Origin of the sequence: Candidatus Protochlamydia amoebophila UWE25, from assembly GCF_000011565.2 — a bacterium.
GTDB lineage: Bacteria > Chlamydiota > Chlamydiia > Chlamydiales > Parachlamydiaceae > Protochlamydia > Protochlamydia amoebophila.
Genome location: NC_005861.2, coordinates 1,124,040 through 1,146,705 on the forward strand (window position 1 = coordinate 1,124,040; position 22,666 = coordinate 1,146,705).

Here is a 22,666-nt window from a genome sequence, read left to right on the forward strand (position 1 = left end):
CAATTCCCCTAATTTTTATGGGATGATAATCAGCCAAAAAAGTTTAAATGTGCGATTGAATCCGCACGAGGGCCTTTAGCGAAACATTTTAAAGTGAGTTTTTACTGTGAAACTTTTGCATAAAACGTTGATTTTTCTATTAGGTATAGTTAGCTTTCCGCTTGTTGTGATTGCTGTCCCTCAACTAGAAAAAAAAATGACGTTGGATTATTTAGCGAGTCAAATTTCTCAAGAACAATATCCAGCTTTAGCACTTTTTAAAATCTGGGATTCCTCTATAGAGATTGCCGATCAATCTAAAGAGTTATCTTGCACTCCTCTTGACTTATTAAATTCTGTGAAAATTTGTTCACAAGAACAATTTGCTTATCAATTTATTAAACTTTGTCATCAACTTGGCATTCGCACACGATTAAGTAGTAAACAGAATGCTTTTGCCTTTGATTTTGGCTATGACGACGAATGGATCTTCATTGATTTAGAAAAAAAACAAGTTTATCTAACTTTAGACAATCAAACACTAGCCTCTTCCGAAGATTTAATGGACGATCCATTTTTAGCTTTAAGAAGTAAAGATTCACTTTATGATACTGATGTTGACTTTGAAAAAAGTATTATAAAACTGGCCCAATTCTCGATTACTGAACCTTTTTTGGTCGAGCAAGAAAGTGGCTTATATGGACAAATATTTGATACAGAGAGCGAATTTAATCCATTTAATATTGATGAAGATGATTTAAAAGACCCTGTACCTGGGGATATACAAGTTGGGAATCAATCCCAAGTGTTTGATTTTACTTCTCCTTGTTTTTACTTAATGGATCTAGGTGAAGTGCCTGCAGAAAAAATTTGGTGGCAAATTTCCCCTAACCCTACTTTTAATTTTATTCCCTCCAATTTTGAACAAATTGAGCCTTTTAAAACAGAAGTCATTTTATCTCCGACAACTGAAACATTTTTTAATGCGGGAAGCATTTATTATTTCCGAATTAAAGGCTTCTCTGATGGTAAATGGGGTGCTTGGTCCAGAATTTTTGCCTTTACCGTTGAAAAACCAGATCCAGTTGCATTAGTAGAATTTGAAAAAAAGGGTCAGCTTTTTGAGCTAAGTTGGGAGAGAGAATCTATTGATGATCCGGCTATTGAATATTTGGTTTTCGGATCAAACTCTCTAGATTTTATTCCTACTCCTTATACAAATTTGCAAATTAATGCAATAGAAGACGGGAAAATCACAGATATAGAAATTAATAACAACTTAGTTGCAATTATTAAAGAAACTAAAATTTTGGTAGATGGATCTTTAGCATACTATCGTATTATTGCACGGAAAAATGGACAATACTCAGTCCCTTCTTCCCTTATCCATGTTTATGATGAGGAACTTATTCAACCACGTAACGTTTTGCAAGTTGTTGAACAAGAAGATGGTAAACAAATTATTAAAAGAATATTATTACCCCTTTCTTATCCATATTTTCAAAGTTTTTTACCCCAAATTTCTAACACTTACGATACTTTTGACAATAGCCTAATTAAACTCTATAAAATTTATCATCGAACACCAGTTTTACCTTTAATAGAAATCAAAGCTTATCAAAAATCTTCTTATGTACCAGATCAAATTTGGGAACATGTGCGACCCTATTTATTGCCAGAAAACCATCCGGTTAAGCCTAAATTAGATCGTATGTTTTCGGCAACTCGCGTGATTTTAACACCAGAAACTTTTAAAAAGGCTGGTTTTAAACGCTATCAACAAGGACGTGCTAGCCGCATCATGGCATCCCCCCACCCTGATTTACCTCACCACTTTATCAAGGCATTTCCAGATAGCGATCTTGTTGTACGGGCAGAGTGGCATAAATTTGTTCATCGCATTGAAGGGGCAAAAGTGATAAGAAACTGGATTGCTAATAATAACTTACAAGCCACTTTCAGTGTTCCTAAGAAATGGATTTATCCTTTACCAGAATATCCCTCTCCTCCTAATTCATCTAGATACATGCGAAAAAATTTTATTTTAGTCGCAGAAAATATGCGTATTTTGAGTCATGACAAAAATGAAAAGGCCTATAAACATCGTATGACTCGCAAATTATTAGACCAAATTTATCAAGTTTTTGACGATTTAGGGCTGTATGATTCTGTTTATGCTTTTAATGTCCCTTTTTGCAAAAATGGAAAGCTAGCTTTTATTGATACTGAACATCATCATAGATGGCCAGTTCCTTTTCAAAAGCTTAAAAAATACTTTTCAAATGATATGCAAAATTATTGGCAGCAACTTATTGATAAAGGTGGGCCAAAAGGGCATGTTAGAAATCCTAATTATTAGGAAATTTCTTTTTTGGAGTCGATACTTAACACAGTATCGACTCTATATTTTAGAGGGCTATTTATGTAGATTTTTTGTTCTGTTTTTCAAACACTCTTACAAGTCACTGATTTTTTATCAAATAAAGCCAATTTCTAAAAACAATTGAAAAATTTCTTTATTTTTACTCTTAGAACTTGAATTAATCGATTCCATTCGTTCACGCCTAAGGGCATTCGGAATGTCTTGCTGCAAACCACTGTTTAAATTTATTACTCAGCCATAGTAAGCAAGGAAAAAGAATAAGCCATACACCTCCAAGAATCATCAAAGTTAAAGGTAGCGGCTTAAGTAAGCTGATACTTCCGAGCCGGATAGCCGAAAAATAACTAAGAGGGCCACCAAAAGCACCTAAAACTGCTGCCAATACCCATCTTTGATTAAGCCAAGAAAAAAGAGGAAGGTTAACAGCTACCAGAGCCCAAAGTAAGAAAATCCACACGGGAGGAAGCCAAATGATTGAATGAAAAGAATGATGATAATTGATTAAACCAAATTGAACATATAAGGCATCTGACAAAGGTCCTAAGAGACAGATAAAACAAACCAACAAAAAATCTGCTTTTCGAGAATTCGATCGATAAATCTGATAAATAATGATAAATAAAACAAACCAAAATCCATAATAATGTGTGTGGTTATGTGCGGCATCATTTAAACACCAACACCATCCCCCATAAAATAGAGCGGTGCTAATCGCGCGGTCTAAAAAAGGAAGCAACACGTTGTGATCCAAATTTAAAAATTTTTGATATCAATTGATACAATAAAATCCCTACTATAATTCCGATTGCCGTATAGCCCAAGCCTTCCAATGTCAAATTAATACCTGCTTGATAAGAATAAAAGGTTTCTTGAGCAATAGGGTAATTCATTTCTTTTAGGAAAACAAATGGGCGTTCAAAATAAGAGCTTTGAGCCAAACTTCTTAAACTATCATTGAGGTTTTGCCAACGAGTGACTAATGCCTGCATGAACTCCCCTTGTTTGACGAAATCTAAATCACTACTATGAACAAATTTTTGGATATATTGTTCTAAAGATTTATTAGAGGCAGAAGCTAATTGGCTTAATTGATCAATTATATATTTCAACTCATCAACATGACCCGCTAACCGCTGCACGTATTGTTGCAAAAATTCAGGGATTTGACTTCCTAAAAATGCCCCTAAAACAACGAAAAAACGATCCAAAAACTTATCCAAGATTTGCCAAAATTTCATCAAATTACCTAATTCGTCTATTTTATCATGCCTAGTTCTTTTATTATTTTTCAACTCCGGCACAATCTAATGATCCCCTGGATAGTAAGGTTCGATGTGAACAGTCACATCTCGAACTGCTGGCCAAGCTTTTTGAATAGCTGCGCGTACTTGTTGACTAATTTGATGTGCGAAATCAACTGTAAGTTTTGGTTCCACTTCAACATCGATATCCACATGAGCGTCTGGACCATAAAGTTGAATGCGAATTTTTTCTGTCGCTTGCACTCCTTCTACTTCATGCGCAGCTTTTTTGACGGTTTTAAAAAACTCTTGATTAGGGACTTTATCTGTTAGTTGATTAAAGTTTTCACGTGCAGCAAAAACCCCAAGACCTATCATAAATAAAGCAATCAGAATAGCTCCTATATGGTCAACGATTCCGCTCCATTCAGGAACCAAGGCAGCTGCAATTAATGTTAAAGTTGCCAATAGGCTTGTTAACCCATCTATTCGATAATGGACCGCGTCTGCAGCTAGAGCTGGACTATTTTCGTTTTTTGCCGTTCTAAAAATTAACTGATAACAAATTTCTAAAAGAATCATAGCTGTAGCAGGAAAAATCCAAGCCCAGGGATGTAAAAAAGGTTGAGGAGCTTCCTGAATAAATCCATTGACTTGTTGGAACAACATAATGGCTCCAATAAAAATTAAAATTAAGCCAATTAAAAGACCACCTAAAGGTTCATAGCGACCATGTCCAAAAGGATGATCTTCATCAGGTGGTTTACGAGCTAATTTTATGCATATAATCAAAAAAATAGTCGATAGAACATCCATTAAACCGGAAATAGCATCTAAGAAAAGAGTAGAGCTATTGATCAACGCTACACCAAAAAGTTCAAAAACAATAATAGCTAGTCGTATTTTTATTCCCAATTTAGCAGATCGAAGAATAAGTTGACTGCGTTGAGCTCTTTTGAGATAAACATCCGCTGGAAGAAAAACGGGTTTGGGAAATTTTGCCATGAAAACCTTTAATTAATAGTCGATTGTTTTTCTAATTTTCCAAATAATTCTAGTGCTTGCTTTAAAGGCGTCTTTTCACCCACAACAACTAAAACATCATTAGCGAGTAATTGAGTATCCGGAGAGGGGTTAGAAATAACAGCTTTTTCGCGCCTAATTAATAAAACCGTCATTCCGTGTTTTTTACGTAAATTTGATTCAGATAAAAGCATCCCAACCAGGGGAGAATTTTCGTGTAAACGGAAAGTTCCCATTTCAACGTTTGATAAATTTAGCTTAACTTCTGATAAATTTGTTAAAGGAGCTTGTTGATCGCGTAACATTTTGTATCCATCTGCTCGAACCTCTGTGACAAGTTGATGGATTTCTTCATCTGGGATATAGTATTGTTTTAATACACGAGAAAAAATTTCTACAGAAGTTCCCAATTCATCAGGAATTACTTCATCAGCACCTAATTTATGCATTAACAGCATTTCTCGCATGTAACGCGTTCTTACAACAATGTAAATGGTTGGATTAGATTCTCGTGCAATTTTAACAATTCGTCTTGCTGCAATAGGATCATTAACTAAAACAGCAATTGCTTTGGCTTTATGAATGTGGGAGTGTTCTAAGACAGTTAGATGTGTCGCATCACCAAAATAAATTGGTTCATTAAGTGTCCGTTGTTCCCTGACAATATCTGGGTTCATTTCTAGTATTGTATAAGGAATATTTGCTAATTTGCTTGAACGCGCTAGATTTTTCCCACTGATCCCAAACCCAACAATAATCACGTGATTACTGAGTGACCTATCATCACTTTTTCGTTGTTCTCTTAGCCCTGAAAGTAATTTTTGTGGTAAAGGTAAAGAACAGATGAAACTAACAATTTTTGGAGAAAAAGAAATCAAAATTGGACTAATAGCAAGAGAAACAAGTGAAATTGATAAAAAGAGTTGGTATTCATAATCCGTTAGGAGTCTAAAAGGCATTCCAGCGTTTGCTAAGACAAAAGAAAATTCTCCAACTTGACTTAGCATTAAACCTGTTAAAATAGCTGTTCGCATGGGTAAACCAATCATCAATGTTGTTAATCCTGTCACGAAAATCTTTAAAATAATGACGAGGGTAGCTAAAGCTAGAATAGTAAATAAATGATGGATGAAAAAATCGATATTTAACAACATGCCTATGGAAACAAAAAAGAAGCTAATGAAAAGCGTTTGCAAAGGAAAGATATGACCCACAGCTTCATGGCTATACTCTGATTCAGAAATAATTAAACCAGCTAAAAATGCACCGATCGTTAAGGAAAGTCCTAAGGTTGACGTCAGCCATGCAACACCAAAGCAAAGAGTTAATACACTTAATAAAAAGAGATCTTTATTTCGCGTTCTCGCCACTTGTAGTAATAAACGAGGGACGATCCGTTGCGCACTAAAAAAGACAGCAACTAAAATTAACATTCCTACCATAAAAGGTTTAAAAACTGTCCACTCTATTTGAAATTGTTTTTCTTCCATATTTCCAGAAAGCATAGGAATAAACAAAATCATTGGAATTGCAATCAAATCTTGAAAAATCAGAATCGAGATGGAAAGTTTACCCTGAGGACTTAAGCTCTCCCCTTTTTGATCTAAAAGTCTAACAACAATTGCTGTGCTGCTCATAGATATTAAACAGCCGATAAAGATAGATTCTTTCCATGGCAATTGCATGAGCTGGGTTAAAATATAAGTAAATAGAATGGTTAAGCCAACTTGTAGAGAACCTCCTAAAAAAAAGAGCCGTTTAATCTGAAAAAGTTTTTTAATGGAAAACTCCATTCCAATTCCAAACAAAAGGAGAACGATTCCCAATTGAGCTAACATTTCTACATCTTTACTTTCTTGCACGAAGGCTAATCCGTGCGGGCCTGCTAACATACCTGTTAAAAGAAAACAAACAACAGGAGGAATGTTAAATCGATAACCCACTAGAAGGATAATAATCGATATAGCAAACAGAATTAATAAATCTGTAAATAGAAATAATTCCATATCGAATCCTACTTTACTTGCAAATGGAGCTTTGTTTTTTAAGCCAGAGAGTTTTAATTAGCAAATTAAAGATTGAAGTGAAAGAAATGATTTTTTGCTAGTTTCAAAAAGCCGTTCTAATCAAATTAATTCTAGGGCTCCAAATTTTGAAAAGGTATTCAAAATTTGGAGATTTGAATCTTATAAAAGTTTATTTTTTCTTAATCAATGCTTGTATAGCTTCATTGACTGCGGCTTTATAACCTTGATAACCATTTTGCAAGTCATCAACAGTTAATGAATAAACAATATCTGGAGTGACACCCAAATTTTCTATTTTTAATAAAGTTTCGGGTCTTTCTGCAATAGAACCCGTATAGGAAAATGCAGCAATTCCATTATTATTTGGAAAACTGGCCTGTAAAACAAATCCACCTGCGCCAGATGTACGCGTTCCAAAAAGAACAGCTCTTTGATTATCTTGCATGATAGCTGGCATGAAGTCGCCACCTGAAAAGTCGAGTTCATTGATCAACATTAAAATAGGCTTTGTATAACGATAATCAGAATGAGGATTAATCCAGTCACACCCTTCTAGATGCGTTGGATCGGTTAAAGTTCGCTGCCCGTCCCATTCTTGGATTGTAAATTCATAGAAAGCTTTGAGAAATAATAAATGTTGATAATCAATAGGACCTTCTTCTATCTCATCATCTATTCCTTGTTGAATTTTTTCAATTACGTCTAAAATTTGATAAGCAGTCAAAACATCTTTTTGTGTAATTTTCATTTGGTGTTTAGGTGTTTTAAGCGGATTTAAAGCAAGCATAGAAGCTAATTCATATTGGAAAGAAGCATAGCCACCACCATTATGCACCTGATCGATCACTAAAGCATCTGTTTTTTGCTCTAGATAGTTTAGTAATTCTCCAAACTCCTTACTCTCTTCTTTATAACCAATATAATGAGGAATGCGGATATATCCGATTTTTTCTTCTTCAGATATTTTATAAATATAGGCATACCAGGAAATTTCTTTTTCTTTGTCAATTTTATCAAACATCCAAACACGGGGCCCTAAAGTAGGAATAAAACTTTTTCGAGCACATAATGTTCCATCCCGCTTTGTTTCAGACATCATTTTACGATGCGTCAAATTCATCATCGTCATGCAAGGACTTCTAACACTGATTTTTTTGTTAGGAAAAAAACTTTCCACAGTTTGTAGGAAAAAAGAAGGTGAAAAAATCAATTCGGGACGATAATCCCAAATGAGTTGGTAGCTCAAAGGAACTTCTTTTGAACGAGAGTGAACTTTAATAGTTACAGGTCCTTGAGGAATGATGTCTCCAAGCCATCCTAATCGATTAGTCAATTTAATTTCTGCCAATGCTTGATCTGTTAGAGGATTAGAATTTTTACTTCCATGTTGTTTTAACTCTTCGATCACATCGCCTAAAGGGCGACCATCAAATTCTATGATTTCATCTCCTACTTTAATCGTATAAGTAGAAGGAGGTAATTTTAATTCATCGATCCATGTAATAAAATAACGATTATTGACTCCTTTAACATCAAAAGGAAGGGTGGCAGTTTCTGTGGAAAAAAAAATAACATCAACATGATAGTCTTTGGTTGAAGCCAAGAAATTTTTAACAATTCTTTGAAAATCTTTATGGGTCAGGGTCGGATTCGATAAAATAAGATCAATTGATTTATTCAATTCCTCGTCTAAATTCAATCCTGTATAATTTTTTTTCCATTCCAAAGGAGCATACCCTACATCGAAGGCATGCTTAATCATTTTAAGATCTTCAATCATCGATTCTTTCTTTATATCCTCTGTAGAGGCAAAGCTCAATGAAGCATAGAATAAAACAAAAATTGCGCAACTTCTGAAAGTGTTAAGAAAAAAATTATTCATTTCTACCTTTTCTGGTTTAAAAGAGATTAAGGCCTATTTCTATATTTTTATTCTATTCAATGAATCACATAATAATACTACACAAAAATATAAAATAATTGAACAAAGATTTATTCATCACTAATAATGAATTTTAAGACAAAAAATCAAACATTGGGTAAATAATTGCTAATGTTTTGAAACTAGTTAGGTATTTATAGGCTAAGGATACCTGATTATTTATTTGGTTGATGTTCACGAACGATCTCATTTTATCAAACGATTTTTCATCTTAAAAAACATTTTATACAGGAAAATCATTAATATATAAAAATGAAAACATAGGGAACAATTCTGGCATTTGCGGAAAAAACTTTTGCTTTCTTGCCTCATCTTTTTCAATCCATTTGTAAAGCCCGATAACCTGTTGGTTGTTTGTGTAGGAATTACTTTAATCACAAAAGTTGTTAATTAAGGTTTCCAACAAGCAACCTTGATTGGAGTTGCTCCAGTTATTGAACTTACTTAGAAAAGCTTAGGGACAAATCATTTCGTATACTCGTAATTGTGCAATATTTTTTAGTTGATCTTCGTTCTTCTATTCATTAGGAAGAGTTGGCAAGTTTCCATTTTGCTCCCCGTCCCTTACCTTGAGGGATAATGATTCCTTCATCTCTTAGTTGTCTTAAAACTAGGCGAATTGTATCTCGACTGACAGCAGGACAAGCCTTTTCAATATCCGAAATGGCAAAGGGGCCTATCATTCTTTCAGCAGTTTGACGAATATAAGCATTTTTGCTGCCTTGACCAATTTTTAGTGTTCCTACACGAGCTTCAAATTCGTTATAGGCTCTTAAAAGCACTCCCCAAAAATATGTCATCCAAGGCATCACATCATGCTTTCCTTCATGCCAACCTTTGGAACTTTTTTCTAGTGTTGCATAATAACTTTCTTTAGATTCTTCAAAAATGCGTTCTAAACTAATATAACGGCCTACTTGATAATCAAAATGATATAAAAGTAATAAAGTGAGTAATCGAGCAGTTCTTCCATTTCCATCACTAAAAGGATGGATGCATAAAAAATCTAAAATTGTCACAGGCAAAATAATCAACGGCTCTTTTTGAATAGATTGAATGTTTGTTTCATATCCTTCAATTAATGCATGCATTGCACTTGGAGTTTCAAAAGCAGATGTTGGATTAAAGCGTATACGTTTTGTCCCATCTGAATGGATTTCTGTAATTTGATTGTCTAATTTTTTCCACTGTCCCCCACTCTGGGATTGATAGCGATAAAGCCAACTATGTAACTGTAAAATTACATTATTTGTTAAACGCATGTATTGGCCAGATTGATGAATCAAATTCAAAGCGTCACGATAACCGGCAATTTCTTGTTCTGACCGGTCAATGGGAGCGCTATTTTTAGTCACTAAATCAGCAATTCGATTATGCGGAGCTGTAATTCCTTCTAATCGATTAGATGATTCACTCGACTCAATGGCCGCAACTTGCTGTAAGTTTTTTAAAATCTCAGGGGATTGCTTGAAATACAAAGCCTGCTTTCCTCGATATTCACCAAGTAAACGCAAAGTTGACAGATGTTCTTCTGAAAAGCGAAGCGAATTTAAATAACTAAGGGATAATGAATGCATATATGTATAAATGGGGTAATAATGGCTAGTTTTTACCCTATTTATAAAATAGATTCCCCTATTTTTCTACTTTTATTTAAAAATTAAGGAAGTTAAAGGGATTGATGAATTCAAATGAAATTAAAAGAGGGAAATCTTGTTTTAACAAAGCAATCGCAAAGGATGGGCTATCTTTGTTAAGTTGCAACCTCGCTATCACAGCTATTCATTCCCCCAAATCTTTGTATAAAAGCTTGATGTATAGGAACATCTTCCCATCGAGAAGACCTATTCCCTCTTAATGTTTCTTTGTCATATCCTGTGATAAGAGAAAAAACAAGAAGGATGGAATTATCAATTGAATAATTGACCCGCCATGTTTGATAAGCGAGTTGATAATTGTTACCTTTAATAAGTTTAATACGATTATTGGAAGAAGGAAAAGGATTTACTTGTAAACGCAATGTGATCTTCGCTTGCAGAAAGCAATCCCACTCTTTTTCTAGATATTGGAGCTGTTCGAGAACTTGTGATGACCATTGGATAGAAAATACCTCGTCAGCAGCAGTAAGGTCATCCAACCACCCCTGTTTTTGGCATTGAAAAGAATCGGCATAGTTAAGATAAGGCTTGATATCTAGAATAGGAGTTCCTTCTAGCAAATCATGGTTGACAATATAAAGTTTTAATCCGCAAATCTTTTTCAATTTGACGCAAGAAAGTCCTATTAAATTAGGGCGATGAGGAGAACGCGTTGCAAAAACACCTTGTTTTTTCTCTCCTCTTGGAGGGAGTACTTTTGGTTTCCAATGGGTATGTAAATGAAATCGAAATAATATCCATATTCTTTCAAATCCTTCCAAACCTGTAAGGGCCTGTTCAAATTGAACCTGGGGAAGTAATTCAATAAGCCCTTCGCTGTCAGAAAGAGGCGCTTGTCTAGGAACTTGATATTTTTTTATTTGCTCAGCTCGAAAATAACCAATAGGCTTCATGAAAAATTGTGTTTTGTCGTCTAACATTGTTTCCTTCAAATAAACGGAGAAAATTGGTATTAATTTTCACATATTCATTGTTAAAAGGAATCAATTTTTGATTTCTATTGAATTTTTACTATTTTGCCAGAGGAAAAACATGCCTTTTACAATTGGTGGCGAATGGATCCCTGAGCCAATGCCAGCCATTAAATCTAAACATCCTATAAAAGTTATCAAAGAAAAAAGAGGATCTTCTATTGTGACTATTATTTTAAATCTTCCATTACAAACTGAAGAGCTAAAATTTTTATGTTCAACGCTTAAGCAAAAATTTGGGTGTGGTGGTGCTGTTAAATCTAATCAAATTGAATTACAAGGAGATAAAGTGCAAAGAGTCAAAGATCATCTCAAGCTAAAAAAGAGTTAAAAACAATAAAAAAATAAATACCTTTTTTTCCGAGTTTGATGTTTAAATAAATTTTATAAGAATACACTAAAAATAGAATCACTAGAAATTTGTGAAAACCACAGTTCTTGTTATTAATAAAACGAGGGAATGAAATGAAAAAACCAACTTCCTGGCTGTTAATCGCCAATAGTAGCTCAGCTAAAATTTATGAAATTGAAACAATTCGTTCATTAGCTATTGTAGAGACTTTTGAACACCCTGAAAGCCGGCTGCATAATCGTGATCTTGTTTCAGATAAACCTGGCCGTGATTTTGAAAGTTTTGATCAGACTCGGCATAGCATGGAGCCTCATACAACGCCAAAACAAAATGAATTTAATATTTTTGCTAAACAACTAGCAAGTTATCTAGAAACTGCACGTAATGATGGGAAATTTAAAAAACTGTACATTTCTGCTTCTCCTTCTTTATTGGGGTTATTGCGGCAATTTCTGCATACACCAACGGCAAAATTGGTTTGCGGAGAACTTAATAAAGATATGACGCATATGACTCCCGATGAAATAATGACTCATCTTCCTTTTTTTAATTAAATATTCGAAAAGCAATGAAAAATGATCAATTATTTTTGGAGCGAGCTAAGAGAAAGTGGAATTCACGTTCGAGATCAGTGGCAGTTTGAGCTAAAATCAGAATTTATGATTAATCAGACGCTGGTCAAAAATATTTATAAACAAGAATTTTATTTTTTTATTCCCAGTCCTTTACAAATTAATTCAGAGACCCTCACTAAGGCTCAATTTTTCTCTGATCAAACAAATTTGATTCGTTATAAAACGCCTCGGATGAGTTTATCTGAATTAATCGATCTTTCATATTCTTCCTCGCCTCTTAATCGCTTACAACTAATTATCGAAGCTAATTTAACAAATCAAAAAAGTATTATCGATGAATTGCAACTATTTGCAAATATTTTCAAAACAGCTTTGAGAGATCGAATTTTTCACATTTCACAAAGCTTAGAAAAAATGGAAAATCAAACGATGATTCTTTATTCTTCCATCATCGAAGAGCTTACTAAACAAGTTCAACAAGTCACATTTCACTATCGTGAAATACAAAAGAAACTCTTACACAATTCTTCTTCTCAAATTAATTATGCTTGTAAGTATGTAGATGAATTTATCAGTCACACAATTGATGAATATTTCCTTATTCTTCTTAAACAATTTACTCAAAATGATAAAAGTGACATTCATGTAAAAAAAGAATTGGCTAGACATATAGCAAAAGAAAAAGAGTATCGAAGAGAATGCAAATTAGAATCGAAGTCAAATGATGAGCAAAATAATGAATCCATTTTATATCGGCAAGGATTGCTCAATCGATTTATGCTTGAATCACTCATGCTAAAAAGTTATCGCGCTTCTCTCGAAGAAAAGCATGGAAACATTTTAGGCGGTGTAGCTGCAGGAATTGCTATGTTTGTCTATATGATTTTATTTGTTTGGAAAATTTCCGTTTTTGTCATCAATTCTTTCCCTTTTATTATGTTTGCCGTGTTTTTTTATATTTTAAAAGATCGTATCAAAGAAGGACTAAAAAAAATTTATTATAAAAAGGCTTCTCGGTGGTTTCCTGATTATTCAACAGAAATCAAAACACAAAATGAAAAAAAAATCGGCCATTTAACAGAAAATTTTGCTTTTATTGAACCATCTCAATTACCTCCCGATTTTTTGGAAATTCGGAATCATCATTTTCACGAAGAACTTCAAGCTTTAAATCGACATGAATCTATTCTTCATTACAAAAGAGAAGTCTCTCTCTATTATCAACCCAGCCATTTACAAAGAAGAAGAAAAGAGTTAACAACCATCTTTAGACTCAATATTCAACGATTTGTGCAAAAAGCTAGTAATGCGTTGCAGCCAAACTTGACTCTTAACCTTTCTACTGAAGAAATTCAAGAGCGGTTATTACCTAAAGTTTACCATCTCAATATTATTATTCGAAATACCTATCAACAACCCGATTTCACTTATAAAAGTGAGATAGAAACTTTTCGTGTTGTTGTTGATAAGGTCGGTATTAAACGAGTCGAACAAATTAACCAAAATTAATCCATGCGTAAAGAGCCTCTCAATTTATCTCATCAAACTCTTTTAACGCAAAAATTTCGGCAGATGAGTTTAGTAATTTCTGAATATTCTTTCGCAAATCTTTATTTGTTTAGAAAACAACATGAATATGAAGTTATTTTTGGAGAAGATATTTACATAAAAGGAATTGATCGAGGAAAACTCCCTTTTATGATGCTGACTTCAATCCCTCATCCCAAAGTTTCATCTGAAATTATTTTTTTCTTAAATACAGGCTATTTCTTATTTCCCATTCCAGAAGAATGGAATCTTTTATTTGACTTTCCATTGGATTTTAGCTTTGAAGATGCAGACTCTGATTATTTATTTAAAGTTGAAAAACTAGCTTTTTTTTCAGGAAGGCACCTAAGCAAAAAAAGAAATTTAGTCAAGCAACTATTCGATCGATATCAAATTAAAACGGCCCAACTAACACAAAAAAACAAAAGCGATGCTTTAAAAATTTTAGTCAATTGGCAAGATCAACAAACTCAACAGGAACAGACAGACTATTTTTCGTGTCTAGAAGCTATTAAATTGCTAGAATGTTTAAATTTAGAAGGAGTTATCATTTATATAGATGGCAAACCTGCAGGTTTTACCATTGGAGAATATCTCACACCAACCTGTTTTGTGATTCATTTTGCTAAAGGGGATGCTAACATTCATGGCCTTTATCAATATCTTTATCAATATCAAGCCCAAATACTATCTAAACAAACAGAGTGGATCAACCTAGAACAAGATCTCGGATTACCTTTTTTAAGGCAGGCTAAACATTCCTATGTGCCAGACCGAATGATCCTTAAACAACGCGCTAGGGATAAGAATAAAGAAGCCTAGTCAGTTTTTTTAAATCCTATTGATAAAGAATGACAAGGAATGTTAAACAAATCCTTGTCACTCATCAAAATAAATTAAAAAAACTTTTGCGAGTTGCTTATACCTAGAATCAGTGAGCCAGCTATAGTGCTCACAGCATAGATAGGTAGAGACAAAGGAATTTGTGCATAATATCTATAAGCCCACATACCACCAAGCCAAGTCACAACACCAGTTAAGCTAGAAACAACTTCATTAACAGATTTTTGGGTCTTTGTTTCCGAAGGTAAAATCTTTCGAACAATTGCTACAATAGCATCAGCTATTATAAGGTTTATAATACTTACAGTAGCGACAGAAGTTGCAGCTATATAAGGATTTTTCAAGTAAGGTTGAGCCCGGTTCACTTCTCTCTGAGCGTAATTCGCTCCTGATTTAATAACTCTAACTGCATGTCCAGCTAAATTTCCAAAGATTTCTTTTGTTTGGTGAGCTGCGTGAGCGGCATAAGCGACACCAGAAAGAATACCGTTCTTGATCACTGCATAATCAATCTTCTGATACATAAAAGTTCCAATTGTTAAAGTTTAAGGTTATTACTTAATATAAAGTCAAAAATTTTGTTTTAATTAACAAATAAATGCCAATTGTTGCTGCACTCACAGCCGTGCTAACTAAAGGTGAAAGAGGTAGCCTTAAAGCTTGAAAAACAGCATAATTCAATCCAATAATCATCCCACCAAGTATTGGAAAAGTTAAGAAAGCTACCACATTTTTTTCTGTTTCCATCAACCGATCAGGATAAAATTGGCTAAATCTTGAAATCGATCGAGAAACAAATAACACCAATTCTGTTGTAGCGATACTTGTAATAATGGTCGCTAAAATAGGCAAGTAATTATTTCGCGTATATTTTGAAGTTTGGCTTACAAAAGAAATTAAATGATCTTTAAAAAAAGTTGGATGTTTCGTGCGATCTTTTAAAGAATTTTGGCAAAATCCATCGAGAAAATCAAAACTAATATTAAAATTCATGATTAACTCTGTCTAAATTCTGCACGTAAAAGTTGAAAACCAATTTGTGCACAAGAAGTTGCTATACAAATAAGGGCATACTTTGAAACAGATATATTGGGCTTTAAAATGCGTTTAAAAGTTGTATGCAAACCTACTAATGACGCAATAGCAAGTGCTAAAAAGGCTAGATCTTTTTTGTCTTTTTGATCTTTAGTAAGATTTTCTTCTCTAATACAAGTTTCCTGTACTTTGTCATATAATAAATCCACAGCTTTGAAAACTATCTGAAGTAAAATTATATTTGTAATCACGACTACAGGACAGGCATAATGAGGATTATGAAGTTTTGCTGAGCTAAAAGCCACAATTTTCCTAGTTTTGTCTTGTATAATTGCAGGGCTTTTACGAGCAAGATTTAACCCTTTTGCCGATAGACTTTTCGCTATGTTCAAGCCTTTGACGGTGTATTCCTTAAGAACTTTTAAATTTTTTTCGGCATATTTTCTTGCAATTCTCAAGCCTTTTTCTATGTTTTCTTGAAATATATTAAAAATTTTCTTAAAGAATTCATTCGCACCCTTAAAAAATTTGATCCCGTAATTTTTAGTACTTCCTGCTACTTGGCCGGCTTGTTTAGAAAAGTGCTTACAATAGTCAACAGCTTGATTTTTAATTGTTTCAAAATTAATGCTCATCGTTTTTTCCTTTAAATTAAAGCTGTCATAGAATCTAACTTATTGTTTAAATTAGTATCAAGAAAATAATCCACTTTCTAATGATTGATATAGAAGTTTTATAATTATCATTGCTTTTTTCATTCTTTAAATATAATTTAAACTGGAAATTGTCTATAGTTATTTAAATTTAGTTAAATCTACCCATTAAAAAGTTGAAAATGATAAATATTTATTTATGATATTTAATCACCCATTTCAGAAACTGTCGCTAACGTTAAATTATTTTTCCACTTCTGAAAAAAATAAATGGGAATTCCAGGCAGGAGCGCCCCTAGGCCCCAATATAACTGAGAAGAAGAAGCTTGAAATAACATCCAAATAAGACCAATCAAAGATAACGAAGGAATAATAACCAGAGATATTTTTTTTAACATTTTTAATGTTGCCCTATTGCGATAATAAAGGACAAAAACAGCTAAACATGTCGCTCCATACTGTACAAATCGAGAGACAACGCTGATCACAGCTAGCTGAGTAAAACTCCCTGACAAAGCAGCAATGGTAGTCAAACTTGCTGTCAAGAAGATAGCTACTACGGGAACACCGGCTTTATTATTTTTGGCGATCCATCTGGGAACCAAACCATCTTCTGCTAAAGCCGCTCCACTTCTTGGAGTAATAAAAGAAGCTGTAAGATTCACACCTCCAATCGAAATAATCATACCTAAAGTTACAATCCATCTCCCAGCGGACCCAATCATTTGTTCAGTCGCATCAGCTAAAGGAATAGAACTTTCAGCCAAGTGAGGTCCTAATATCTCCATGGCAATTATTTGAATTAAAAAATATAGAAACGAGCAAAAGCTAATAACAGCCATCACCGCTATTGGTAAGTTACGGTGAGGATTTTTTATTTCTCCTGCAGCAATAACAAGAGTTTCAAACCCTCCAAAAGCATAAAAAATAACTATAGCGGCATTTCCAAAAGAAATAGAATCTAAATGGGATAATGACACATCAATCGCTTGAAAGTTCCCCTTAGTATAAAAAAAACCAATCAAAACAAAAAATAGAAGAGGTAATACCTTTGCTATCGTCACGACATTGTTGATATTTTTAAGTTTTTCAGTTCCTCCCATATTAAATAAAATAAGAAGAGCTAAAAAAATTAAGATCAAAAATCCCCTTAAAGGCTCTGTCAATGCATTTGGCCAAATAGAACTCAGAGCTGTAACAAAACCTACAATAAGCGAAGCCCAAGCCATCGCTCCAGCAATCCATCGCATAAAACCTATTTCAAATCCTATAAAATCACCAAAAGCTTCTTTAGCATATAAATAAGCACCTCCATTGCGATCGAATAGAGCTGCACATTGCGCAAAGCACCAAGCAATTGACAAAATAAGTAGAGAAACAAAGACATAGACATACAGACTAGATGCACCGGTTAATTCAGAAACTTTTCCAGGGAGAAGAAAGATTCCCGATCCTAAAATCATATTGATCCCAAGCAAAATTGCGCTCATGAGCCCCATTTTATTTGTTGCCATCGTTTTCTCCCTATTGACTAGCTTTGACTAAACCCTCAAAGAGCTTTCGCGTTTCTTCTTGTTTATCGGCCATTAATTCTGGGTGCCATTGTACACCAATAATAAAAGAACTGTCTTCTTTTTCAATTCCTTCAATGATGCCGTCTCCTGCTACTGCATTAATTCGAAAACCCGGAGCGACCTTTTTTACCGATTGATGATGAAAACTATTGATAGTGGTATGGCTAACTTCCATGGTTTTTTTTAGAATTGAATGTTCCAAAATCTTAATTTCGTGAGCTGCTACATGTACCTGAGCTTGTTGAATGTGTTGATAAACTTGGTTTGAGTGTAAAGAAACATCTTGATAAAGAGTTCCGCCAAAAGCAACATTTAAAAGCTGAGCTCCTCGGCAAATACCTAAAATAGGTTTTCGGCTTTGATGAGCGAGCTGAACTAATTGAATTTCGTGTAGATCTCTCTGTGGGCATAAATCTTGTAATAAAGGATGAGGTTCTTCTTTATAAAAATGAGGATGTACATCACAACCCCCTGAAAGTAATAAACCATCAATCAATTCCATTTGTTGCTCAATTTGTTCCTGATCTGACAAAATCGGTAATACAATTGGAGTTCCACCAGCAAACAAAATGGATCGAACATAATCTTGCCCTACAATTATACGCTCTCGCCCTCTAAAACACCCATTATCAATCATTAATAAACTAGTTGAAATTCCAATGATTGGTTTTTTAGTTGCAGATTTTCGCATAATTTTGACCGATAAGTTTGTTTTATAAAGTTTATTTCTTTTAGCATTAAAGCGTTTTAACAAAACATTTACATATTGTTGTAGAAAAAAATTTATTGTGAAGAGAAAGAAGAACTAGAACAACACCCAGCGTAGAATGGGGAACGCATTTGAATGAACCAAAGTCTATTTATAGGAAATAGATAAAAAATAGCAATTTTCATTTATATTCTTTTTTTTTAAATTATAAATATTGTATACTATTATTGTTTTTTTTGCAAATATTTATTATTATTTAGTAAAGTTAAACAGAAATGATAGTTAAATCTACATTTTAACTAGTTAAATATACAAATTTAAAAATAATTAAATTCTTATGAAGCACTCCTCCTCATTACCTTGGTATAAAAAAGGACTTCACTTTAGTTGCACAGAGTGCGGAAAATGTTGCACTGGGGCACCTGGTTTTGTGCTTATCAGTGAGCAAGAAATCCAAGAGATGGCACATTTTTTAGAAATTTCAGTCAAAAATTTTAAAAAATTGTATATCAAAAAAAGAAATAATCAAACTTTTTTAATTGAAAAAAAATCTCCTGAAGGCTATTCGTGTGTATTTTTTCGAGATAAAAAATGTACTGTTTATTCAGCCAGACCGTCTCAATGCCGTTTATATCCTTTTTGGCCTGAAAATCTCCTTTCTCGACAAACATGGGAGCAAGCAGCAAATTTTTGTGAAGGAATTACCTGTAAGGGGGCTGTATTCTCACAAGAAAAAATTGATGAAATGAAAGAGATTCAAATGCAGACTAATGAGCATTATGTAGTGAATGAATGAGCTACCAAGCTATCTAAGTTATTTATGTCCTTGCTAAAATCAATTGAGCTTCTTTTTCATCGATGAGAACAAATTGATTAAAATCTTCTTTATAACAATAAACATCCGCGTGTGCAATATCAAACCACCACCCATGAATTCTTAGTTCGTTTTTATCTAATCTTTCTCTAATAAAAGGATAACTTTTAATATGCTCTATTTGCTGAAGAACGTTAATTTGAGAAATTTGATTATGCTCGGATAAAGAAGGATTAATTGTCATTCCATTTCTCACTAAATTTAAAGAGTTTTCTCCATGCTTAAGCCAAGACTGTAAATGAGAACAGCAATTTCCTTGTATCCCTTCAACTAAAGCACGCATGGCACCACATTCAGAATGGCCACAAACAATAATATCGGGAACATTAAGTGAAAAAATAGAAAATTCAATGGCAGCCAAAGCACTATTATCTGAATCTACGGAAAAAGGAGGAATTAAATTTCCAATATTTCGAAGAACAAACAAATCACCAGGATTCGTGGAAGCAAATAAATTTGGGACAACCCTACTATCCGAACAAGCAATAAAGAGAACATCAGGTGTTTGACCAAGAGCCAAATTAGCAAAAAGATGACGACTTTCTTCAGTTAAACCTTGTCTAAAATCGGCAATACCTTGAATGAGTTTTTTCATAACCTATGAACTGGTTTAAATTTGAATCAAGGAAAGCTTAAAGCATTCCTTAAAAAAGGCCTATAAATTAAATCAATCAACCTTATTTTGAAATAATATTTAAAGCATGCATGAGAGCCCAAATATCTCCTATACGAATACTTGGATTCGTAAATAAAAGGTATGAAAGCTCATTTTTGGGATCAAATTTTTCCCAAAATTTCATTTTTCCATCTAAATGAAAAAATCGGTTAGCGAACTTAAATGAAAGCTCGGCAATATATTTTGAAATAGAATTCAACCCTTCTAATTTTCCTAGCTGTCCAGTCGTGACAGCCCCAAAAGTAACATAGTGACAATTTTCTTTAGCCAATGTATCAATAACAGTTGTTAAAAGAAACTCAGGAGTTCCATTGGCAGCACCAGGGATATGCATTAAACGATTAATCAACCATCCATTACGCGATTGAAGTTCATTGAGAACAACAACACCAGTAACCTTTTCTCCCTGCTTAGCGTAAAACCATCTTTTACCGGCTCGATTATCAAATAAATGTACGCGGGAGATATAAATTTGTGGACCTCGCCTTCCTTTAAGCCATTTTTGAGCGACTTCTTCAATTTGAGCTTCAAGGCTGAGATTAGGGATAATGTATTCTTCCACAACCACGGCTTCTTTTTGGGCATGTCGAACTTTACGTCGAACTAAACTAGCATTAACTCCAGTTTTAGCTCTCGGATCATCGTGAGGATCCATAAATAATTCATGTCCAAATTCTACTGAGGCATGGCAAACGTTTTCCATTGCCCATTTACAAAATTTTTCCGTTGTAATGACATAAATAATGTTTTTATAGCCTTCTCGATGGCAAAAATCTGTAAAAGATTTGATTAATAAAGGGGTATCTTCCCATTGGCACACAGGATCTCCGTATACAATAGCTCGTGAATTCTCTAAACGATAACCAATTAATCCATCAATAAAAGGATCAGTAAAAATTTGGCATCGAGGATCTAAAATAGCTTCTGAACAAGATCCTCCAAAACGTCTAACTTGCATTAATGCATCAAATTGCGGATCTACATCTTGATCTAAAGTAGGCATGACGGCGGTCATTTCTTATCTCCTAAAATTTACTAAACTAAAATTTGAGTTTTTCTTATCAATAGTCAATCTGTGCTGACACGTTGAGAGAAAGACGTATGGAAAATAGGGGTGGACTATTTGCTTAAAAACGGCTTTTCCTACTTTGTAGCAAAAAATCTGACATATACAGAAAAACTCAAAGTTTAAATTACTAAACGAATGCAGTTTTTTGTTTGTGAGTGGATAATAATTCTTGAATAATACTCAAACAAAACGCTGGCAAATCTTCTAATGTTCGGCTAGAAATAAAATGACGATTGACCAGGAATAACGAGCGCATCAAACTCATTTTCTTTAACAACTTGAAAACCGATATCAGATTTGCAAGGCACCCCATGCTTTCCTTTGCATATTTCATGACTTTTAAAACCAGCTAAAACAACTTTTGCTCCTTCTTTTAATGATAGAGCGGATAATAAAGTTCCATCTCTTCATAAAAATTTTCCAAAAAAATTAGAAGTTACTTATTGGGAAGTTCCTTTGAGCCATGTTATTCCCTTTTAAGCGACCGTGATAGATTTATCTAAATAGACATCTTGAATCAAATTTAATAGTTCGATTCCTTCCTTTAAAGGCCTTTGGAAAGCTTTTCGCCCCGATATTAGGCCCATTCCGCCAGCACGTTTATTAATAATAGCTGTTTTAACAGCTTCTGCCATATCATTTTTACCAGCTTCTCCACCGGAATTAATCAATCCCATTCGTCCCATATAGCAGTTGGCAACTTGATACCTTGTTAGATCAATCGGATGGTTTGTTGTTAATTTTTGGTAAACAAGCTCATTTGTTTTACCATAATGCGCCAGAGCTTTGAACCCTCCATTATTAGTCGCTTGTTTTTGTTTGATGATATCCGCCTCGATCGTAACTCCCAAATGATTAGCCTGCCCGGTTAAATCAGCACTGGTTGAATAATCTTTATCTTGCTTAAACGCATTATTGCGCAAATAACACCAAAGCACTGTCGCCATCCCCAGTTCATGCGCTTTTTGAAAAGCTTTAGACGTTTCTTGAATTTGGCGATGAGATTCTTCAGAACCAAAATAAATGGTTGCACCGATTGCGGCAGCCCCCATCTCCCACGCTTGTTCAACTTGGCCAAAATAAATTTGATCAAATGTATTGGGATAACTTAATAATTCATTATGGTTGAGTTTCACGATAAAAGGGATTTTGTGAGCATAACGCCTAGCAACAGAACCAAGTGCACCTAAAGTAGAGGCGATCGCATTGCATCCCCCTTCAATGGCTAACTTCACAATATTTTCTGGATCAAAATAATCAGGATTAATAGCAAAACTTGCTCCGGCTGAATGCTCAATTCCTTGATCAACAGGCAAAATAGAAAGATAACCTGTTTTGCTTAATCGCCCCTGATTAAAAATTTGAACTAAGTTACGAAGAACTGGCGTTTTTCGGTCTGTTAAATTCATGATCTCATCAATATAATAAGGACTTGGTAAATGAAGTTTATCTTTTGATATTGTTTTACATTCATGATCAAGTAAATAACTTGCATCGTTTCCAAGTAAATTTAAAATCGCTTGATTAGCCATAG

General features: G+C 34.0%; 21 protein-coding genes and 1 pseudogene. 6 read left to right on the forward strand and 16 right to left on the reverse strand.

The window, feature by feature from the left end; translation table 11 throughout:
- Positions 1-106 precede the first annotated feature (106 nt).
- A complete protein-coding gene (locus tag PC_RS04395; protein WP_011175461.1) occupies positions 107-2,338 on the forward strand; it encodes a fibronectin type III domain-containing protein in 2,232 nt (743 codons plus the stop codon).
- Positions 2,339-2,543: 205 nt separating this feature from the next.
- On the opposite strand, the gene PC_RS09905 is transcribed toward PC_RS04395, so the two are convergent.
- The 7 genes from PC_RS09905 to tsaA form a co-directional block, all read right to left on the reverse strand.
- On the reverse strand, positions 2,544-3,101 hold the full coding sequence (locus PC_RS09905) for a DUF2878 domain-containing protein (RefSeq protein ID WP_011175462.1): 558 nt from the start codon (positions 3,099-3,101) through the stop codon (positions 2,544-2,546).
- Positions 3,070-3,654 (reverse strand): DUF2937 family protein, encoded by a 585-nt coding sequence (locus PC_RS04405; RefSeq protein WP_181679054.1) that lies wholly within the window; start codon positions 3,652-3,654, stop codon positions 3,070-3,072. The genes PC_RS09905 and PC_RS04405 overlap by 32 nt, the downstream gene beginning before the upstream one ends.
- A 12-nt stretch (positions 3,655-3,666) precedes the next feature.
- Positions 3,667-4,608 (reverse strand): cation diffusion facilitator family transporter, encoded by a 942-nt coding sequence (locus tag PC_RS04410; RefSeq protein WP_011175464.1) that lies wholly within the window; start codon positions 4,606-4,608, stop codon positions 3,667-3,669.
- Positions 4,609-4,616: 8 nt separating this feature from the next.
- A complete protein-coding gene (locus tag PC_RS04415) occupies positions 4,617-6,632 on the reverse strand; it encodes a monovalent cation:proton antiporter family protein (RefSeq protein WP_011175465.1) in 2,016 nt (671 codons plus the stop codon).
- A 190-nt stretch (positions 6,633-6,822) separates the two neighbouring features.
- On the reverse strand, positions 6,823-8,535 hold the full coding sequence (locus tag PC_RS04420; protein ID WP_011175466.1) for a protease-like activity factor CPAF: 1,713 nt from the start codon (positions 8,533-8,535) through the stop codon (positions 6,823-6,825).
- A 584-nt stretch (positions 8,536-9,119) separates the two neighbouring features.
- The gene (locus PC_RS04425; protein WP_044044941.1) at positions 9,120-10,172 is read right to left on the reverse strand and encodes a Fic family protein; all 1,053 of its coding nucleotides are present in this window, start codon (positions 10,170-10,172) and stop codon (positions 9,120-9,122) included.
- Positions 10,173-10,348: 176 nt separating this feature from the next.
- A complete protein-coding gene (gene tsaA, locus PC_RS04430; RefSeq protein WP_011175469.1) occupies positions 10,349-11,173 on the reverse strand; it encodes a tRNA (N6-threonylcarbamoyladenosine(37)-N6)-methyltransferase TrmO in 825 nt (274 codons plus the stop codon).
- 112 nt (positions 11,174-11,285) lie between these two features.
- On the opposite strand from tsaA, the gene PC_RS04435 reads away from it, so the two are divergent.
- The 4 genes from PC_RS04435 to PC_RS04450 all read left to right on the forward strand — a co-directional run bounded on the left by PC_RS04435 (position 11,286) and on the right by PC_RS04450 (position 14,521).
- Positions 11,286-11,555 (forward strand): translation initiation factor, encoded by a 270-nt coding sequence (locus tag PC_RS04435; RefSeq protein WP_052278651.1) that lies wholly within the window; start codon positions 11,286-11,288, stop codon positions 11,553-11,555.
- Positions 11,556-11,689: 134 nt separating this feature from the next.
- The gene (locus PC_RS04440) at positions 11,690-12,130 is read left to right on the forward strand and encodes a host attachment protein (protein WP_011175471.1); all 441 of its coding nucleotides are present in this window, start codon (positions 11,690-11,692) and stop codon (positions 12,128-12,130) included.
- 21 nt (positions 12,131-12,151) lie between these two features.
- Entirely contained in the window at positions 12,152-13,660 is a 1,509-nt protein-coding gene (locus PC_RS04445; RefSeq protein WP_011175472.1) for a hypothetical protein, read from the forward strand.
- A 3-nt stretch (positions 13,661-13,663) separates the two neighbouring features.
- A complete protein-coding gene (locus tag PC_RS04450; RefSeq protein ID WP_011175473.1) occupies positions 13,664-14,521 on the forward strand; it encodes a DUF2156 domain-containing protein in 858 nt (285 codons plus the stop codon).
- A gap of 74 nt (positions 14,522-14,595) precedes the next feature.
- On the opposite strand, the gene PC_RS04455 is transcribed toward PC_RS04450, so the two are convergent.
- The 5 genes from PC_RS04455 to PC_RS04475 form a co-directional block, all read right to left on the reverse strand.
- Complete coding sequence (locus tag PC_RS04455) at positions 14,596-15,066, reverse strand: hypothetical protein (protein ID WP_011175474.1); 471 nt, start codon at positions 15,064-15,066, stop codon at positions 14,596-14,598.
- A 34-nt stretch (positions 15,067-15,100) separates the two neighbouring features.
- On the reverse strand, positions 15,101-15,535 hold the full coding sequence (locus PC_RS04460) for a hypothetical protein (RefSeq protein ID WP_011175475.1): 435 nt from the start codon (positions 15,533-15,535) through the stop codon (positions 15,101-15,103).
- Positions 15,536-15,537: 2 nt separating this feature from the next.
- Positions 15,538-16,212, reverse strand: coding sequence for a hypothetical protein (locus tag PC_RS04465; RefSeq protein ID WP_011175476.1), 675 nt, complete (start codon positions 16,210-16,212; stop codon positions 15,538-15,540).
- A gap of 224 nt (positions 16,213-16,436) precedes the next feature.
- On the reverse strand, positions 16,437-17,744 hold the full coding sequence (locus tag PC_RS04470; protein WP_011175477.1) for an APC family permease: 1,308 nt from the start codon (positions 17,742-17,744) through the stop codon (positions 16,437-16,439).
- 10 nt (positions 17,745-17,754) lie between these two features.
- Entirely contained in the window at positions 17,755-18,495 is a 741-nt protein-coding gene (locus tag PC_RS04475; RefSeq protein WP_044045421.1) for a gamma-glutamyl-gamma-aminobutyrate hydrolase family protein, read from the reverse strand.
- A gap of 355 nt (positions 18,496-18,850) precedes the next feature.
- On the opposite strand from PC_RS04475, the gene PC_RS04480 reads away from it, so the two are divergent.
- The gene (locus tag PC_RS04480; RefSeq protein ID WP_011175479.1) at positions 18,851-19,309 is read left to right on the forward strand and encodes a YkgJ family cysteine cluster protein; all 459 of its coding nucleotides are present in this window, start codon (positions 18,851-18,853) and stop codon (positions 19,307-19,309) included.
- Positions 19,310-19,331: 22 nt separating this feature from the next.
- Here the strand turns inward: PC_RS04480 and PC_RS04485 are convergent, their stop codons facing one another.
- The 4 genes and pseudogenes from PC_RS04485 to PC_RS04500 all read right to left on the reverse strand — a co-directional run bounded on the left by PC_RS04485 (position 19,332) and on the right by PC_RS04500 (position 22,664).
- Complete coding sequence (locus PC_RS04485; RefSeq protein WP_011175480.1) at positions 19,332-19,982, reverse strand: carbonic anhydrase; 651 nt, start codon at positions 19,980-19,982, stop codon at positions 19,332-19,334.
- A gap of 82 nt (positions 19,983-20,064) precedes the next feature.
- Complete coding sequence (locus PC_RS04490) at positions 20,065-21,078, reverse strand: phosphatidylglycerol lysyltransferase domain-containing protein (RefSeq protein WP_011175481.1); 1,014 nt, start codon at positions 21,076-21,078, stop codon at positions 20,065-20,067.
- Between the two features lie 269 nt (positions 21,079-21,347).
- Positions 21,348-21,509: pseudogene (locus PC_RS11965) on the reverse strand (hypothetical protein); the annotation flags it as partial.
- A 99-nt stretch (positions 21,510-21,608) separates the two neighbouring features.
- On the reverse strand, positions 21,609-22,664 hold the full coding sequence (locus PC_RS04500; protein ID WP_011175483.1) for a class I fructose-bisphosphate aldolase: 1,056 nt from the start codon (positions 22,662-22,664) through the stop codon (positions 21,609-21,611).
- Positions 22,665-22,666: the final 2 nt, after the last annotated feature.